We start from the raw sequence: 17,167 nt of genomic DNA on the forward strand, positions 1-17,167 counted from the left end.
CGGGACTCGTGGACACGGGACGTCGACGTGGCGCGGGTCGTTGGCGCCTCGTATCCCCGGATGCCGACTTTCGTCGGCATGACGAAGGGCGGCCAGGGCCTGACCGTTACCCCCTCACGCCTCCCGGCCCTGCCGCTGCTCGGCCAGGATCTGCCAGCCCGTGATGAACAGCGCCGCGACCAGCGGGCCGACGACGATGCCGCTGATCCCCGCCACCTCGATCCCGCCCAGCGTCGTCACCAGCACCAGCCAGTCGGGGATGCCGGTATCGCGCCCGACCAGGATCGGCCGCAGGATATTGTCGGCGAGCCCGATCACCGCGACGCCGGACACGACGACGACCACGCCCTGCCACACCGCACCGGTGGCGAGCAGATAGATGGCGACCGGCACCCAGATCAGCGCCGGCCCGATCGCCGGCAGCAACGCGGCGAGCGCCATCAGCAGGCCCCAGAGCAGCGCCGCGGGCAGGCCGACGATCCAGAAGGTGATCGCCCCCAGCGCGCCCTGCACCAGCGCCACCACCACCGATCCCTTGATCGTCGCGCGCACCACCGCGACGAACTTGTCGATCAGCCGGTCGGCGACCGCCCGTTCGAGCGGCAAGGCGGCACGCACCGCCGGCCCGAGCCGGTCGCCGTCGCGCAGCAGGAAGAAGGTGACGTAGAGGCCGACGCCGAAGGCGAGCAGGAACGCCGCGGCGTTGCGCCCGATCGACAGCGCCTGCGCCGCGATCGACTGGAAGCTGCTGCGCAACCCCTGCACGATCCGCGCCTGCGCGGTGTCGAAACTGCCCAGCCCGGCGCGGTCGAGCGGATGCTGCACCCATTGCGGCAGGGCGTCGTGCACCTGCGCGAAATAGCGGGCGAAATCGATCTGGCCGCTCTGCACCCTGGCATAGACGCCGGCCGACTGGTCGACGACCATGCCGGTGATCGCCAGCGCCGGGATGATCACCGCGACGAGGATGATGAGCAGCGTCGCCGCCGCCGCCGCATTGCGCCGCCCCGGCCATTTGCCGAGCAGCCAGTGGAACAGCGACTGGAACAGGATCGCCGCGAGCAGGCTCCACAGCAGCGCGGCGACGAACGACGAGACGACGAGCAGCAGGCCGGCGCTGATCAGCACCAGGAACAGGATGAGCCCGCCCGATTCGAGCTTTCGTCTGTCGATCACGTCATTCCCCCGGTTCGCCCCTGCGGACGGGGCAAGAACCCGTCAGGGCCGTTTCGGGTCCGTCCCGGCTTGATCCGGGGCGATTGTTTGATCCGGAGGCATCTCGCCATCGGAGACATGGTTTACCCCCGTCCAAGGGCACGTCGCTCGCCCAAAGCACCGTATTCCCGCGCAGGCGGGAATCCAGTGGCCAAGCCAAACACCGACTTGCGGCAAGGAACCTGGGCTCCGGCCTGCGCGGGAGCACTGCAAATGCCTACGCGTAGCTACGTCTGTGCGATTACCCCGGACGTGCTTCGAGTCCGCTGTGGTGCGCAAAGCAACGGCCTAGTCTCGGCCGAACTGTTCTATGTCGGAACGCCATCTCCATGACCGATGAGTCTTCACAAAGACCCGGCTCGCCCCACCCTCTCAGGCGAGGCCGCACGACCGGACCTCCCGCGCCCTATCCGTCCGGGCCGAGGCTCGGGTCGAGATCGCGCGGGCGGATGAAGCGGGTCAGCGTCGCGCCGCCCGGCGCGAGCGACGGCCAGCCGCCGTCGAACGACAGTTCGGCGAGCGTCGCGGTCGGATATTTCTCCTCGATCTGGCCGCGCAGGCCATCGGCCGCCGCCGGCACCAGCATCAGCGCGAGATCCTCCAGCCCCGGATTATGGCCGACGAGCAGCACCCGCTCGGCGCCCTCCGGCAGCTCGTGGATCAGGTCGAGCAACGTCGCGGCGGAGGCGAGATAGACGCGCCGCTCCCACACCGGCGACAGCCGACGACCATAGCCCGCCACGATCGCGTCGAGCGTCTCGCCGACGCGCACCGCGGGCGAGGCGACGACGTGATCGAAGCCGAGATCGAGACTGCGCATGTGCCGCCCGACCGCCTCGGCGGCGCGGCGGCCCTTGGCGTTGAGCGGGCGATCGAAATCGCGGCTGACCGTATCGTCCCAGCCGGACTTGGCGTGGCGCAGCAGCGTCAGCGTCTTCAACCGGCGTCTCCGTGGTGGCTCGCGAGAGCCGCCTCATGCCCGATCCGGCCCGGCAAGGAAAGCCGCGCCTGCACCCGCGCCACCGCCTCGTCCAGCGTTACCCGCGCGATGCCGACTCCGGGCGGGAAGGCGGAGAGCAGCCGCGACGGCATCGCCGCCGACAGCATCACGAACGCGCCGCGATCGTCGGCGCGCCGGATCAGCCGGCCGAACGCCTGCGCCAGCCGCGCCCGCACGATACGGTCGTCATAGGCCGATCCGCCGCCGGCCAGCCGCCGCGCGGCATGCAGCACGCTCGGCTTGGGCCAGGGCACGCCCTCCATCACCACCAGCCGCAGCGACGATCCCGGCACGTCGACGCCGTCGCGCAGCGCATCGGTGCCGAGCAGCGACGCCGCCGGATCGTCGCGGAAAATGTCGACCAGCGTGCCGGTGTCGATCGGATCGACGTGCTGCGCGTGCAGCGGCAGCCCCTCGCGCGCCAGCCGGTCGGCGATCCGGCCATGCACGCCGCGCAGCCGCCGGATCGCGGTGAACAGCCCGAGCGTGCCGCCGCCCGCCGCGACGATCAGCCGCGCATAGGCATTGGCGAGCGCGGGCAGGTCGCCGCGCTTGACGTCGGTGACGATCAGCACCTCGGCATTGGCGGGATAATCGAACGGGCTCGGCACCGCGAAGCGGGCGGGCGCACGGGCGAGATGCGGCGCGCCGACGCGCGCTTCGGCGATGTCCCAGCCGTCGGCGTCGTTGGCGCCGCCGCCGGTCAGCGTCGCCGAGGTGACGAGCGCCCCGTGCGCGGGCTTGAGCACGATCTCGGCGAACGGCCGCGTCGGATCGAGCCAGTGGCGGTGCAGGCCGATGTCATATTCGCGCCCCTCGATCCGGTCGACCGCCAGCCAGTCGACATGCGCCGGATCGACCGGGCCGCCGACCCGCGCGAGCAGCGACAGCCACGCCGCCACCGTCTCCGCGCGCCAGCCGATCGAGGCGATCGCCCCCTCGACGCGGGCGCGGGCGGGTGCGTCCATCCAGTCGGGCGCCTCGGCGAGCACCGCCTCCAGCCGCCGCCCGAGCGTCACCAGCGGCCGCACCAGCGCGTCGAGCGCCGCCGCGGCGGGCGCCGCCGCCTCGATCAGCTCGGGCGTCGGCTCGGCGAGTTCGGTCTCGAGGCCATAGCCGGCATCCCCCGGCTGTTCGGCACGCGCATAGGTCAGCCCGCGCACCGCGGCGAGCAGATGCTCGACCGGCCCGAACGGCGCGCCTTCGTTGATCCGGCCGAGCCAACCGTCGCTGGCGAGATGCCGTGCCGCCTCGATCGCATCCTGGATGGCGATGCCGCCCTGTTCGTCATAGCTGGCGACGTCGGACAGGCGCGCCTGCAACCCGCGCCGCCGGCCGCGACCGCCGCTCTCCGGACCGAGGATCCAGCGGCGCAGCTCGATCGTCTCCTGCCCGGTCAGCGCGGTGGCGAACATCGAATCCGCCGCCTCGAACAGATGATGGCCCTCGTCGAAGACGTAGCGCGTCGGTCGCGTCGTCGTCTCGCGGCCGCGAGCGGCATTGACCATCACCAGCGCATGGTTGGCGATCACCACGTCCGCCTCCGCCGAGGCGCGCGCGGCGCGCTCGATGAAGCATTTGTGGTAATGCGGGCAACCGGCATAGACGCACTCGCCGCGGCGATCGGTGAGCGCGGTCGGGCCGTTGCGGCGGAACAGCGTCGGCAGCCAGCCGGGCAGATCGCCGCCGACCATGTCGCCGTCGGCGCTATAGGCCGCCCAGCGCGCGACCAGCTGCGCGAGGATCGCCGCCCGCCCGGCGAACCCGCCCTGCAACGCGTCCTCGAGATTGAGCAGGCAGAGGTAATTCTCCCGCCCCTTACGCGTCACCACCTTGTGCCGGCGCGTCGCGGCGTCGGGGAACAGCCGCTCCGTCTCCTTGGCGAGCTGGCGTTGCAACGCCTTGGTATAGGTGCTGATCCACACCGCGCCGCCGGCCCGCTCCGCCCACAGCGAGGCGGGGGCGAGATAGCCCAACGTCTTGCCGATCCCCGTCCCCGCCTCGGCGAGCACCAGATTGGGCGCGTCGCGCATCGCGCGCGGGCTGAACGCGTCGGTCGCCGCGGCAGCGAAGGCGCGCTGGCCGAGCCGTTCCTCGGCGCCGTCGCCGGTCAGCGCGGCGAGCCGCGCCTCGGCATCGGCCGCCGGTATCTGGACCGTGAGCGGCGCCGGCCGCGGCGCCTGCTCCTCCCATTCGGGCAAGGTCGCGAACAGCCAGCGTTCGTTGACCTGCGGCTTGGCGAGCAGCGGCGCGATCGCCGGTGCCCATGGCCAGCGCAGCCGGGTCAGCGACTGCGCCGCGGTCCACGCACCGGCACGCTCCGCCCAGTCGCCCTGCGGCACCGCGAGCAGCGCCGCCGCCGCCTCACGCAGGAAGGCGGCGACCGCCTCGTCGGTCTCCGGCGGCGACAGATCGACGGCGCGGGCGAAGCCGCGCGGCGTCGGTACCGCGAATTGCGCCGGATGGAGGAAGGCGAACAATTCGAGCAGGTCGAGCCCCGACAGCTCGGGATAGCCGAGCCGCTGGCCGATCAGCGGCGCGTTGAGCAGGATCACCGGCGTGTCCGCGGCGATGCGGATCGCCTCGCCGCGCCCGATCGGCCGCGTGCCGTCGTCGGACGCGATCCAGATGCCGCCGTGGCTGGCGTGGAGGGCGGGATAGGGGATCACGACGATGGCCATAACCGACCGGAACAGATTGGCAACCGGGCGGCGGTGCAACCCGGCGGCCGATCGCACGTTCGGCACGGATCATCCGCTTGCTCAGGATCAGTCCCATGCGTTCTCTGCTGTTCACCCTCGGTGCCGTCTCGCTCGCCCTCCCCGCCAGCCTCGCGCTGCCGGTCAGCCAGGCGGAGGCGCGCCATCACTATCGGCATGCGCACGAGCGCGGCTATCACCACGTCAAGCGCTGCCGCTATTCGAGCGGGACGACCGGGCTCGTCGCGGGCGGCGTCGGCGGCGCCTTGCTCGGCAATTCGGTGCTCGGCCATGGCGCGCTCGGCACGATCGGCGGCGCGGTCGGCGGCGCCTTTGCCGGTCGCGCGATCGATCGCACGGTGACCGCGAAGAACCGCTGCCGCTGAGCCGCCGTTCAAGAGAGTTGCCGTGAGCGCGCGGGGTGCTTAGTCCCGCGCGCATCATGACGACTGATCTGCGCTCCGCCGCTCTCGACTCCAAGGCCTGGCCGTTCGAAGAGGCGCGCAAGCTGCTCAAACGCTATCCGGACGGCAAGCCCGGCGGCGGCCCGGTGCTGTTCGAGACCGGCTATGGCCCCTCGGGTCTGCCGCATATCGGCACGTTCAACGAAGTGCTGCGCACGACGATGGTGCGCAACGCCTTCCATGCGCTCAGCGACCAGCCGACGCGGCTGATCGCGTTCAGCGACGATATGGACGGGCTGCGCAAGGTGCCCGACAACGTCCCCAACGGCGACATGCTGCGCGCCCATCTCGGCAAGCCGCTGACCCGCATTCCCGATCCGTTCGGCAAGTTCGACAGCTTCGCCGCTCACAACAACGCCATGCTGCGCCAGTTCCTCGACCGGTTCGGCTTCGATTACGACTTCGCCTCCTCGACCGAATATTATGAGGGCGGCCGGTTCGACGACGCGATCAAGGGCGTGTTGCAGCATTATCAGGGCATCCTCGACGTGATGCTGCCGACGCTGCGGGCGGAGCGGCGCGAGACCTATTCGCCGGTGCTGCCGGTCAGCCCGACCAGCGGCATCGTCCTGCAGGTGCCGGTCGAGGTGGTCGATGCCGAGGCCGGGACGATCGCCTTCACCGACGACAGCGGCGAGCGGATCGTCCAGTCCGCGCTCGGCGGCCGCTCCAAGCTGCAATGGAAGGTCGACTGGGCGATGCGCTGGGTCGCGCTCGGCGTCGATTACGAGATGGCGGGCAAGGACCTGATCGATTCGGTGACGCAGAGCTCGAAGATCGCGCGCGTGCTCGGCGGCCGCCCGCCCGAGGGCTTCAATTACGAGATGTTCCTCGACGAGAAGGGCGAGAAGATCTCCAAGTCGAAGGGCAACGGCCTCAGCCTCGACCAATGGCTGACCTATGGCCCCGAGGAGAGCCTCGCCTTCTTCGCCTATCGCGAGCCCAAGAAGGCGAAGGCGCTGCACTTCGGCGTGATCCCGCGCGCGGTCGACGATTACTGGCAGTTCCGCGGAAATTACCCGACGCAGGAATTGCCGCAGAAGCTCGGCAATCCCGTCCACCATATCCATGACGGCAAGGTGCCGGAGGCGACGCTGCCGGTCACCTTCGGCCTGCTGCTCAACCTCGTCGGCGTGATGGGCGAGGCGAGCCAGGAGCAGGTCTGGGGCTATCTGCGCAACTACGTGCCCGACGCGACGCCCGAGCGCGATCCCGAACTCGACCGGCTGATCGGCTATGCGCTGGCCTATGCGCGCGATTTCGTCGCCCCGACGCTCCACCGCCGCGCGCCGGCGGGGGTAGAGATCGACGCGCTGCGCCGGCTCGATGCCGACCTCGCCGCGCTGCCCGCCGGCGCTTCGGCGGAGGCCATCCAGAACGTCGTCTACGAGATCGGCAAGACCGCCGGCTTCGACACGCTGCGCGACTGGTTCAAGGCGCTGTACGAAACGCTGCTCGGCTCCGAACAGGGGCCGCGGATGGGCAGCTTCATCGCCTTGTACGGGGTGGAGAACAGCCGCAGGCTGATCGCGGAGGCGCTGGCGAAGGCGTGAGGGGCAAGGCAGTTTCGCCATCCCGTTCGGGCGTTATGCGTGACGCCTTGCATGAATATTCCCGCGCAGGCGGAAATCCAGTGGCCAAGCAGAACCGCCGCCGGTGATCCGAAGACCACAGGGCTCACGCCCGCGCGGGAGCATTGGAGGTGTCATGCTTCCGGCCATTCCGGCGACGAGCGTCTCTGTCGCGGCTGGTCCGCGGTCATGCCGGATTACCTCCAGCATCTGGCGCTCCGCAGAAGCGAAAGCCGTAGGTCCCGCGGCACGATCGGCCCGGATCATCGCGCGAGACTCGCCGAAATCCCTCCGAATCGCTCTCTCGCACCACCCCGGCGGAGGCCGGGGTCCAGTCGGGTGACGGTTTGCGGCGAAGGACGACGGCCTTCCCACCTGGACCCCGGCCTTCGCCGGGGTGGCAGCGTTTTGCAGAAGTCACGGCCGACGACTCGGGTGACGCGATGGTCGAGCGGAGGTTGAGCCGTCGGAGGTCTCGATACGCCGGCCGGTGACCGGATTCGATACCACCCCGCCCGCACCGTCTCCCGGAACCACCGCGCCTCGCCGTCCGTTGCATTTGCTGCAACGCAGCAAGCGCGGCTAAGGCAGCTTCATGACCCTCAGAGACATAGCCGCGACCCGCCCCGGGCTCGTCCATCTCGCGCTCGCCGTCGGTGGCTTCGCAATCGGCACGACCGAATTCGCCGCGATGAGCCTCGAACCCGATCTGGCACGCGGGCTCAACGTCGATGCGCCGGCGGTCGGTCATATCATCAGCGCCTATGCGCTGGGCGTGGTGGTCGGTGCGCCGACGATCGCGGTGCTGTCGGCCAAGATGTCGCGCTACACGCTGCTGATCGGACTGATGACGCTGTTCGCGATCGGCAATGCGCTGTCGGCGATCGCACCGACCTATGGCTGGATGCTCGTCTTCCGCTTCTGCGCCGGCCTGCCGCACGGCGCCTATTTCGGCATCGCCGCGCTCGTCGCCGCGTCGCTGGTGCCGCCGGGGCGGCGGACGCAGGCGGTCGGGCGGATCATGCTCGGGCTGACCGTCGCGACGATCGTCGGCGTGCCGGTGGCGACGCTGCTCGGCCAGATCGCGAGCTGGCGCTGGATGTTCGGCCTCGTCGCGGGGCTCGCGCTGCTCACCGCGGCGCTGGTCGCGCTGCTCGCGCCGATCGATCCGCCCGACCGCAGCGCCAGCCCGCTGCGCGAGCTCGACGCGCTGCGCCGGCCGCAGGTGTGGCTGACGCTCGGCACCGGCGCGATCGGCTTCGGCGGCATGTTCGCGGTCTATACCTATCTTGCCGCGACGCTGAACGACGTCACCGGCCTCGCGCCAAGCCGCGTGCCGCTGATCCTCGCGGTGTTCGGCAGCGGCATGACGCTCGGCAACCTCGTCGTGCCGCGCTTCGCCGATCGCGCGCTGATGCCGACCGCGGGGGCGCTGCTGCTCTGGTCGGCGGCGGCGCTGCTGCTGTATCCGCTCGCCGCGACCAACGTCTGGACTATGACGCTCGACGTCTTCGCGATCGGCCTCGGCGGCGCGCTCGGCACGGTGTTGCAGACGCGGCTGATGGACGTCGCCGGCGACGCCCAGTCGCTCGCCGCCGCGCTCAACCATTCGGCGTTCAACACCGCCAATGCGATCGGCCCGTTGCTCGGCGGCCTCGCCATCGCGGCGGGCTATGGCTGGACCGCGACGGGCGTGGTCGGCAGCGGTCTCGCGCTCGCCGGCCTGGCGATCTGGGCGGTATCGCTGGCGGTCGAACGCGGCATGCCGATCGCCGGGCGGCGCCATGCCCGGCAGTGAGGCACCGCTCGCCAAGGGGACGCCCGCCTATCGCCGGCTGACGCTGGCGATGCTGTTCGCGGGCTTTTCGACCTTTTCGCTGCTCTATTCGGTGCAGCCGCTGCTGCCGCTGTTCGCCGCCGATTACCATCTCACCGCCGAAGCGGCGTCGCTCGCCGTCTCGCTCGCCACCGGGCCGCTCGCGATCGGCATCCTGTTCGCCGGCATTCTGTCCGACCGGATCGGGCGGCGGCCGCTGATGGTCGCCGCGATGTTCGCCGCCGGCGCGCTGACGCTCGCTGCGGCGCTGGTCCCCGGCTGGAGCGGGTTGCTCGCGTTACGGCTGCTAACCGGGATCGCGCTCGCCGGCGTGCCCGCGGTGGCGATGGCCTATGTCGCCGAAGAGGTCGACGCCGCCTCGGTCGGCGCGGCGATGGGCCTCTATATCGCCGGCAGCGCGATCGGCGGCATGGGCGGCCGGCTCGTCGCCAGCCTCGTCGCCGATGTCGCCGACTGGCGCTGGGCGCTCGGCAGCGTCGGGCTGACCGGGCTGATGATGGCGGAGGCGTTCCGCCGGCTCGCGCCGCCGTCGCGCCGCTTCGTCGCCGGCTCGGGCGCGAGCCCGCTCGCCGGCGTCGCGACGCTGTTCGCCGACCGTGCGCTGCCGCTGCTCTACGCCGAGGCCTTCGTGCTGATGGGCATCTTCGTCACCATCTACAATTATGCCGGCTTCCGCCTGCTCGCGCCGCCCTACGGCCTCAGCCAGGCCGCGGTCGGCGCGGTCTTCCTGCTCTACATCCTCGGCTCGGCAAGCTCGGCATTGTTCGGCGCGGTCGCCGGATCGGTCGGGCGGCGGCGGATCTTCTGGCTGCCGATCGTGCTGCTGCTCGCCGGCGTCGGCGTCACCGCGGCGCATCCGCTGCTGCTGGTGATCCTGGGCATCGCGTTGGTCACGATCGGCTTTTTCGGCGCGCATTCGATCGCCAGCGCCTGGGTCGGCCGCCGCGCGCGCAGCAACCGCGGCCAGGGCGCGGCCTTCTACCTGTTCTTCTACTATCTCGGCTCGAGCGTGCTCGGCTCGGCCGGCGGCATCGCCTGGACGCGGGGCGGCTGGCCCGGCGTCGCCGGCTTCTGCCTCGCGCTCGGCGTGGTGGCGTTGCTGCTCGCGCTGCGCCTCGCGCAGATCGCGCCGCTCGCCGATCCCGAGACACCGCCGATCGCACCGGTCGCCCCCTGACCGCGAACCGCGCTTGCCAGCGGACAAGCTTTTCTTCATTCTCCTACTGATCCGATAGGATATCTATCGTCTCGGAGGTCGGATGATGACGCAGCAGGCCGCGCAACGATCAGACAGGCACGCGCGGTGACGCAGCCGGCGCCCCTGCCCGCGCCCACCGGCGCGGCGATCGGCGATGCGGTCGACGCGCTGCGCAGCGCCCGCGCGGCATGGCGGCAGCGGCAGAGCCCGGCGCGCGCCGCCGCCAGCTTCCCGTCGCGCGGTGCGATCGAGCGGATCGTCCTGCTGCTCGCCGGGGCGCTCTATCCGCGCCGGCTCGGCGAGCAGAGGGTCGCCCCGGCGGAGGAGGATCGCCTCGTCGCCGCCAAGCTCGCCGCCGCCTTCACCGAGCTGGAGCGGGAGATCGGCCACGAGCTCGGCTATTGGCAGGCGGAGGCGCAGACTGCCTTCGCGCCCGATCAGGCCGCGACCATCGTCCGCCTGTTCGCCGCGTCGCTCGGCGAGATCCGCCGGCTGATCGACAGCGATGTCGACGCCGCCTTCCTCGGCGATCCGGCGGCGCAGAGCACCGACGAGATCCTTGTTTGCTATCCCGGCGCGATCGCCAGCCTGCATCACCGGATCGCGCACCCGCTCTACACGCTCGGCGCGCCGATCGTCGCCCGGCTGATCTCCGAACTCGCCAACGAACGCACCGGGATCGACATCCATCCCGGCGCGACGATCGGCGAGCGATTCTTCATCGATCACGGCACCGGCGTCGTCATCGGCGAGACCGCGGTGGTCGGCGACGGCGTCCGCCTCTATCAGCACGTCACGCTCGGCGCCCGCAGTCCGCTCGGCGCGGCCCGGCATGGCCCGCGCGATCGCTATGCGCGGCATCCGGTCATCGGCGACGATGTCGTCATCTATGCCGGCGCGACGATCCTCGGCCGCGTCACGATCGGCCGCGGCGCGACGATCGGCGGCAACGTCTGGCTGCTCCGCGACGTGCCGCCGGGCGGCGTCGTCGTCCAGCCCGAGGCGACGCTGCTCGCGCCCGCCGCGGGCCATGCGCTGCGCGACACGCTCGTCGCGGCGGAAGCATGATGGCGCGCGCCGCCGCCCCGCGCCCGGTGATCGGCGTGCTCTGCTGCAACGAGGTCGCGGACCGGCCGGTGCAGGCGGTGGCGAGCCGCTTCATCGCGCCGCTGACGCATGTCTCCGACGCGACCGTGCTGCTCGTCCCCGCCCTGCCCGAGGCGGTCGACGTGGCGACGCTGGGCCGGCTGCTCGACGGACTGTTGCTCACCGGGTCGCGCTCGCATGTCGCGCCGTCGCGCTACGGTGCGCCGCCGCTCGCCGCCGATGCGACGCTGGACGCCGGGCGTGACGAGGTCGCGCTCGCCCTCGCCGGCGCGATGATCGAGGCGGGCAAGCCGGTGTTCGGCATTTGCCGCGGGTTGCAGGAGATCAACGTCCTGTTCGGCGGCTCGCTCTGCGCCGCGGCGAATCCCGATCGCCATCATCGCGGCGGCTGGGACGGCGACTATGACGCGATGTTCCGCCATGGCCATGACGTCGACCTGCGCGCCTGCGGTCGCCTCGCCGATGCCATCGGGCAGCGGCGCGTGCGCGTCAATTCGGTGCACCAGCAGGGCATCGACCGGCTCGGCACCGGACTGACCGTCGAGGCGGTGGCGGCCGACGACGGGCTGATCGAGGCGATCTCCGCCCGCCCGTGCGGCGCCGACGTGCTCTGCGTGCAATGGCATCCCGAATGGGATGCGGCGGATGCGCCCGCGAGCCGCGCCTTCTTTTCGCTGATCGGCGCCGGTCTGCGCGGCGACGACGCATGGGTTTCACCACGGAGGACTGCATGAAGATCACCACCCTCGCCCCCGCGCTGGCGCTCGCCGCGCTCAGCCTCGCGGCGTGCACGCCGAAGACCGACGCCGCGAACAACGACACGGCAGCCGACACGCTGACGCTCAACGAGGAGGGGGATGCCGCCTTCGACAATGGCGACGATGGCGCGGCGGGCAATTCACTCGCGGCCGATACGGCCGTCGATGGCAACGGGCTTGCCCCGGCTCCGGGTAACGCGCTCTAACGCCCGCTTTTTCGAGACACGCCAGGTCAGCTCCCTAGGCGTAGACTGCGGTCCGGCATTGCTGTGTCGGGCCGCTTTTTTTGGTCGAGGTTGAGGCCCAGTCTCACAGTATTCCCGCGAACGCGGGAATCCAGTAGCCAAGCAGAGCAACAGTTGTGGGAAACAGAACACTGGGCTCCCGCCTTCGCGAGAGCACTATGGCGGGTTATAGCGGGACTGGCGCATCGACCGGCCTCAACGCCCGGTCATGCCGCCTTTATTCCTCCCGCGCGGCGCAGGCCACCTCGAACCATCCCGCAGGCAGACGGGCGGCAGCACCCTCCGGCGCCGCCGCCCGCCCCGTGCATTACAGCTTTTCGGTCAGCTCCGGCACCACCTTGAACAGATCGCCGACCAGGCCGACGTCCGCGACCTGGAAGATCGGTGCGTCCTCGTCCTTGTTGATCGCGACGATGACCTTCGAATCCTTCATCCCGGCAAGGTGCTGGATCGCGCCCGAGATGCCGACCGCGATATAGACTTCCGGCGCGACGATCTTGCCGGTCTGGCCGACCTGATAGTCGTTCGGCACATAGCCCGCATCCACCGCCGCGCGGCTCGCGCCGACGCCCGCACCGAGCTTGTCGGCAAGCGGCTCGATCAGCGCGTGGAAGTTCTCGCCGCTCTGCAGCGCGCGGCCGCCCGAGACGATGATCTTGGCGCTGGTCAGTTCGGGCCGGGCATTGGCGGCGATCTCGGCGTCGACGAAGCGCGACTTGCCGGTGTCGCCCTGCGACGCCACCGCCTCGATCGTGCCCGAGCCGCCCTCGGTCGCGGCCTTGTCGAAGGCGGTGCCGCGGACGGTGATCACCTTCTTCGCGTCCGACGTCTGCACCGTCGCGATCGCATTGCCGGCGTAGATCGGGCGGGTGAAGGTATCCTCGCTCTCGACCGAGAGGATGTCGCTGATCTGCATCACGTCGAGCAGCGCGGCGACGCGCGGCGCGACGTTCTTGCCGGTGGTGGTCGACGGCGCGACGAAGGCGTCGTGATCGGCCATCAGCGCGACGACGAGCGGCGCGACATTCTCGGCAAGCGCATGCGCATAAGCGGCATCGTCGGCGACGTGGACCTTGCCGACGCCGGCGATCTTCGCCGCCGCCTGCGCGACGCCGTCGACGCCCTGGCCGGCGACGAGCAGATGCACCTCACCCAGTTTCGACGCGGCGGTGACCGCGGCGAGCGTGGCGTCCTTGACGGCCTTGCCGTCATGTTCGACCCAGACGAGCGTCTTCACTTGGCAATCCCCATCGCGTGCAGCTTCATGACGAGTTCGTCGACATCGGCGACCTTGACGCCCGCCTGGCGCTTGCCCGGCTCGACGACCTTGAGCGTGGTCAGCCGCGGCGTGACGTCGACGCCGTAATCGGCGGCGGTCTTCTGCGCGAGCGGCTTGGACTTGGCCTTCATGATGTTGGGCAGCGAGGCATAGCGCGGCTCGTTGAGGCGCAGGTCGGTGGTGACGATCGCGGGCAGCGGGAAGGCGTCGGTCTCGAGGCCGCCGTCGACCTCGCGCGTCACGGTGACGCCGTCGGCGGTCAGCTCGACCTTCGACGCGAACGTGCCCTGGCCCCAGCCGAGCAGGCCGGCGAGCATCTGGCCGGTCTGGTTGTTGTCGTCGTCGATCGCCTGCTTGCCGAGGATGACGAGGCTGGGCTGTTCCTCCTCGACGATCTTGGCGAGGATCTTGGCGACGCCGAGCGGCTCGACCTTCGTGTCGCTGGTGACGAGGATGCCGCGATCCGCGCCCATCGCGAGCGCGGTGCGGATCGTCTCCTGCGCCTTGGGTTCGCCGATCGAGACGACGACGATCTCGGTCACGCCCTTGTCCTTCAGGCGGATGGCTTCCTCGACCGCGATCTCGTCGAACGGGTTCATGCTCATCTTGACGTTCGCCAGATCGACGCCCGTCCCGTCCGCCTTCACGCGGGGCTTCACGTTATAGTCAAGCACACGCTTGACCGGCACCAGCACCTTCATCAGCTTCCTTCCGATTGCGCCGTCGACGCGGCGTTGCGGCATCGTATCGGCGGGTGAGATGGCTGTTTCGCGCGCCTTTCGCAAGTCCGGTACGGGAAACGCCGCTTGCCGTAACGGCATTCGCACGAGGGGAAACGAATCGGGCCCGGACATGATGCCCGGGCCCGAAAAGAATCAGCGAGTCACCCCCGGCATGGGGGCAGGAGCCGGCTTACGCCGCCTTCTGCACCTCGGCGACGATCTTCTTGGCGGCGTCGCCCAGGTCGTTCGCCGGCACGATCGCCAGGCCCGAATTGGCGAGGATGTCCTTGCCGGCCTGCACGTTGGTGCCTTCGAGGCGGACGACGAGCGGCACCTGCAGGTTCACTTCCTTCGCCGCGGCGACGATGCCCTCGGCGATGATGTCGCACTTCATGATGCCGCCGAAGATGTTGACCAGGATGCCCTTCACCGCCGGATCGGCGAGGATGATCTTGAACGCCGCGGTCACCTTCTCCTTGTTGGCGCCGCCGCCGACGTCGAGGAAGTTGGCCGGGAACATGCCGTTGAGCTTGATGATGTCCATCGTCGCCATGGCGAGGCCGGCGCCGTTGACCATGCAGCCGATGTCGCCGTCGAGCTTGATGTAGGCGAGGTCGTACTTCGACGCCTCGAGCTCCATCGCGTCTTCCTCGGTGGTGTCGCGCAGCTCCATCAGGTCCTTGTGACGGAACATCGCATTGCCGTCGAAGCCGACCTTGGCGTCGAGCACCATCAGCTTGCCGTCCTCGGTGACGGCGAGCGGGTTGATCTCGATCTGCTCGGCATCGGTGCCGAGGAAGGCGTCGTACAGCTTCGCCGCGACGTTCGCCGCCTGCTTGGCGAGGTCGCCGGTCAGTTCGAGCGCGGCGGCGACGGCGCGGCCGTGATGCGGCATGAAGCCGGTCGCAGCGTCGATGTCGATCGAATGGATCTTCTCGGGCGTGTCGTGCGCGACGGTCTCGATGTCCATGCCGCCCTCGGTCGAGGCGACCATCGAGACGCGGCCGGTGGCGCGATTGACGAGCAGCGCGAGGTAGAATTCCTTGGCGATGTCGACGCCGTCGGTCACGTACAGGCGGTTGACCTGCTTGCCGGCTTCACCGGTCTGCACCGTCACCAGCGTGTTGCCGAGCATCTCGCTCGCCGCGGCGCGGACTTCGTCGGCGGTCTTGGCGAGGCGGACGCCGCCCTTGGCGTCGGGACCGAGTTCCTTGAACTTGCCCTTGCCACGGCCACCAGCGTGGATCTGCGCCTTGACGACATAGAGCGGCCCGGGAAGCTTGCCCGCCGCTTCAACGGCTTCGTCGACGCTGAGCGCGGCGAAACCGGCGGGAACGGGGACGCCGAACTTGGCGAGCAGTTCCTTGGCTTGATATTCGTGGATGTTCATGGCCTGCCTCGCGTTATGCTATGAAGAGGAGATTGCTGCGGCCTTTTGCACAGCCGGCGCGATGAATCCACCCCGGATCGACATCGGAGCGGGACGGTTATTGCGAACGCATCGCAATATCTTCATGACGATGGGGTGGTGCGCGGGGGGGGGCGTGCCCGGCCCGTCGCAGCGTTGGCAGAAAAGTAACCAATCCCTGCGAGGGTCGTCGGCATGGAACAGCCGTCTTTCACGCCGCCCTATGATGCGGTCGAACCGACCGAGGAAGCGCGGCAGGCGCTGCGCAAGTCGGTCAAGATGCGCGCGCACCTGCGCGACCGCGGCCAGACCCGGTTCGAGATCGAGGTGACCGACCTGTCGCTGTCCGGCTTCCGCGCCGAAACCAGCTTCACGCTCTGGCCGGGTACCGTCGTGTGGCTGACGCTGCCGGGGCTCGCCGGACTCGAGGCGGTGGTCGCGTGGCGCGACAAGTTCAAATACGGCTGCGCCTTCGCCAAGCCGCTCCATCCCGCCGTCTTCGACCATATCGTCGCGCTGTCGCAGCGGTAAGGCACGCCGTCCGGCTCAGTCGGCGCGGTCGGGATCGTCCGCCTCGGCAACCGGATCGGCCGGTTCCGCGTCGCCCAGCAATGCGCGGCGGATCTCTTCCAGAATCGCCGCCGTCTCCTGCTCATCGGGGATCCCGTCGGGATCGTCGATCGCACGCATGTCCATGGCTCAACCTCAATCGAACAAAGATGACACGCTGGTTTCGTCGGCGATCCGCTTGATCGCCTCGCCGAGCAGCGGCGCGATCGGCAGATGGCGAATCCGGTCGGCCTTGCCGATCGATTCGTGATTGCCGATCGAGTCGGTGATCACCAGCTCGCGCAACGCCGATCCCTCGACCCGTGCGACCGCGCCGCCCGACAGCACGCCGTGCGTGACATAGGCGACGACATCCTCCGCCCCCGCCTCGCGCAGCGCCGCCGCGGCGTTGCACAGCGTCCCCGCCGAATCGACGATGTCGTCGATCAGGATGCAGAAGCGGCCCTCGACATCGCCGATGATGTTCATCACCTCCGATTCGCCGGCGCGCTCGCGACGCTTGTCGACGATCGCCAGCGGCGCATTGTCGAGTCGCTTGGCGAGTTGCCGGGCGCGCACCACGCCGCCGACGTCGGGCGAGACGACCATCAGATTCTTGCCCTTGAAGCGCGCGTTGATATCGGCGCTCATCACCGGCGCGGCATAGAGATTGTCGGTCGGGATATCGAAAAAGCCCTGGATCTGACCGGCATGCAGGTCGACCGAGAGCACGCGGTCGGCGCCGGCGACGGTGATCAGATTGGCGACCAGCTTGGCCGAGATCGGCGTGCGCGGACCCGGTTTCCGGTCCTGCCGCGCATAGCCCATATAGGGGATGACCGCGGTGATCCGCCGCGCCGACGCGCGCTTGAGCGCGTCGATCATGATGAGCAATTCCATCAGGTTGTCGTTGGCCGGAAAGCCGGTCGACTGGAGCACGAAGACGTCCTCGCCGCGCACGTTCTCCTGGATCTCGACGAAGATCTCCTCGTCGGCGAAGCGGCGGACCAGCGCATCGGTCAACGGGATCTCGAGATAGGCCGCGACCGCGCGGGCAAGCGGCAGGTTCGAATTGCCGGTCATCAATTTCATTGCTCTGCTCCCGCGGCCGTTGC

General features: G+C 69.7%; 16 protein-coding genes. 8 read left to right on the forward strand and 8 right to left on the reverse strand.

Going from position 1 to position 17,167, the window contains the following annotated elements; all coding sequences use genetic code 11:
* Nucleotides 1-114: 114 nt before the first annotated feature.
* From PBN85_RS16615 to PBN85_RS16625, 3 genes are all read right to left on the reverse strand, one after another.
* A complete protein-coding gene (locus PBN85_RS16615; RefSeq protein ID WP_271299677.1) occupies nt 115-1,176 on the reverse strand; it encodes an AI-2E family transporter in 1,062 nt (353 codons plus the stop codon).
* A 445-nt stretch (nt 1,177-1,621) separates the two neighbouring features.
* Entirely contained in the window at nt 1,622-2,155 is a 534-nt protein-coding gene (locus PBN85_RS16620; RefSeq protein WP_037535220.1) for a SixA phosphatase family protein, read from the reverse strand.
* Nucleotides 2,152-4,896: an ATP-dependent DNA helicase gene (locus PBN85_RS16625; RefSeq protein ID WP_271299678.1), complete on the reverse strand. Its 2,745-nt coding sequence runs from the start codon at nt 4,894-4,896 to the stop codon at nt 2,152-2,154. The genes PBN85_RS16620 and PBN85_RS16625 overlap by 4 nt, the downstream gene beginning before the upstream one ends.
* A gap of 95 nt (nt 4,897-4,991) precedes the next feature.
* Between PBN85_RS16625 and PBN85_RS16630 the strand changes: the two genes are divergently transcribed.
* The 7 genes from PBN85_RS16630 to PBN85_RS16660 all read left to right on the forward strand — a co-directional run bounded on the left by PBN85_RS16630 (nt 4,992) and on the right by PBN85_RS16660 (nt 12,055).
* Nucleotides 4,992-5,300, forward strand: a complete 309-nt coding sequence (locus PBN85_RS16630) for a hypothetical protein (protein ID WP_037535221.1) — start codon at nt 4,992-4,994, stop codon at nt 5,298-5,300.
* 56 nt (nt 5,301-5,356) lie between these two features.
* Nucleotides 5,357-6,931: a lysine--tRNA ligase gene (locus tag PBN85_RS16635; protein ID WP_271299679.1), complete on the forward strand. Its 1,575-nt coding sequence runs from the start codon at nt 5,357-5,359 to the stop codon at nt 6,929-6,931.
* A gap of 613 nt (nt 6,932-7,544) precedes the next feature.
* Nucleotides 7,545-8,747, forward strand: a complete 1,203-nt coding sequence (locus PBN85_RS16640; RefSeq protein WP_271299680.1) for an MFS transporter — start codon at nt 7,545-7,547, stop codon at nt 8,745-8,747.
* Nucleotides 8,734-9,963, forward strand: coding sequence for an MFS transporter (locus PBN85_RS16645; RefSeq protein ID WP_271299681.1), 1,230 nt, complete (start codon nt 8,734-8,736; stop codon nt 9,961-9,963). The genes PBN85_RS16640 and PBN85_RS16645 overlap by 14 nt, the downstream gene beginning before the upstream one ends.
* A 126-nt stretch (nt 9,964-10,089) precedes the next feature.
* Nucleotides 10,090-11,052, forward strand: coding sequence for a serine O-acetyltransferase EpsC (gene epsC, locus PBN85_RS16650; RefSeq protein ID WP_271299682.1), 963 nt, complete (start codon nt 10,090-10,092; stop codon nt 11,050-11,052).
* Entirely contained in the window at nt 11,049-11,825 is a 777-nt protein-coding gene (locus PBN85_RS16655) for a gamma-glutamyl-gamma-aminobutyrate hydrolase family protein (RefSeq protein ID WP_271299683.1), read from the forward strand. Before epsC ends, PBN85_RS16655 begins: the two co-directional genes overlap by 4 nt.
* Complete coding sequence (locus PBN85_RS16660; protein ID WP_271299684.1) at nt 11,822-12,055, forward strand: hypothetical protein; 234 nt, start codon at nt 11,822-11,824, stop codon at nt 12,053-12,055. Before PBN85_RS16655 ends, PBN85_RS16660 begins: the two co-directional genes overlap by 4 nt.
* 346 nt (nt 12,056-12,401) lie before the next feature.
* On the opposite strand, the gene PBN85_RS16665 is transcribed toward PBN85_RS16660, so the two are convergent.
* The 3 genes from PBN85_RS16665 to sucC all read right to left on the reverse strand — a co-directional run bounded on the left by PBN85_RS16665 (nt 12,402) and on the right by sucC (nt 15,485).
* Nucleotides 12,402-13,331, reverse strand: a complete 930-nt coding sequence (locus PBN85_RS16665) for an electron transfer flavoprotein subunit alpha/FixB family protein (RefSeq protein ID WP_271299685.1) — start codon at nt 13,329-13,331, stop codon at nt 12,402-12,404.
* Nucleotides 13,328-14,074 carry an electron transfer flavoprotein subunit beta/FixA family protein gene (locus PBN85_RS16670; RefSeq protein WP_037535333.1) on the reverse strand — a complete coding sequence of 249 codons (747 nt, stop codon included), beginning with the start codon at nt 14,072-14,074 and terminating at the stop codon, nt 13,328-13,330. Before PBN85_RS16670 ends, PBN85_RS16665 begins: the two co-directional genes overlap by 4 nt.
* Before the next feature lie 211 nt (nt 14,075-14,285).
* Nucleotides 14,286-15,485, reverse strand: coding sequence for an ADP-forming succinate--CoA ligase subunit beta (gene sucC, locus PBN85_RS16675; protein ID WP_037535228.1), 1,200 nt, complete (start codon nt 15,483-15,485; stop codon nt 14,286-14,288).
* A 213-nt stretch (nt 15,486-15,698) separates the two neighbouring features.
* On the opposite strand from sucC, the gene PBN85_RS16680 reads away from it, so the two are divergent.
* Nucleotides 15,699-16,034 carry a PilZ domain-containing protein gene (locus PBN85_RS16680; protein WP_037535229.1) on the forward strand — a complete coding sequence of 112 codons (336 nt, stop codon included), beginning with the start codon at nt 15,699-15,701 and terminating at the stop codon, nt 16,032-16,034.
* Nucleotides 16,035-16,049: 15 nt separating this feature from the next.
* On the opposite strand, the gene PBN85_RS16685 is transcribed toward PBN85_RS16680, so the two are convergent.
* The gene (locus PBN85_RS16685; RefSeq protein ID WP_271299686.1) at nt 16,050-16,199 is read right to left on the reverse strand and encodes a hypothetical protein; all 150 of its coding nucleotides are present in this window, start codon (nt 16,197-16,199) and stop codon (nt 16,050-16,052) included.
* 9 nt (nt 16,200-16,208) lie between these two features.
* The gene (locus tag PBN85_RS16690; RefSeq protein WP_037535230.1) at nt 16,209-17,144 is read right to left on the reverse strand and encodes a ribose-phosphate pyrophosphokinase; all 936 of its coding nucleotides are present in this window, start codon (nt 17,142-17,144) and stop codon (nt 16,209-16,211) included.
* Nucleotides 17,145-17,167: the final 23 nt, after the last annotated feature.

The organism is Sphingomonas sp. CV7422 (assembly GCF_027945725.1).
GTDB lineage: Bacteria > Pseudomonadota > Alphaproteobacteria > Sphingomonadales > Sphingomonadaceae > Sphingomonas > Sphingomonas kyungheensis.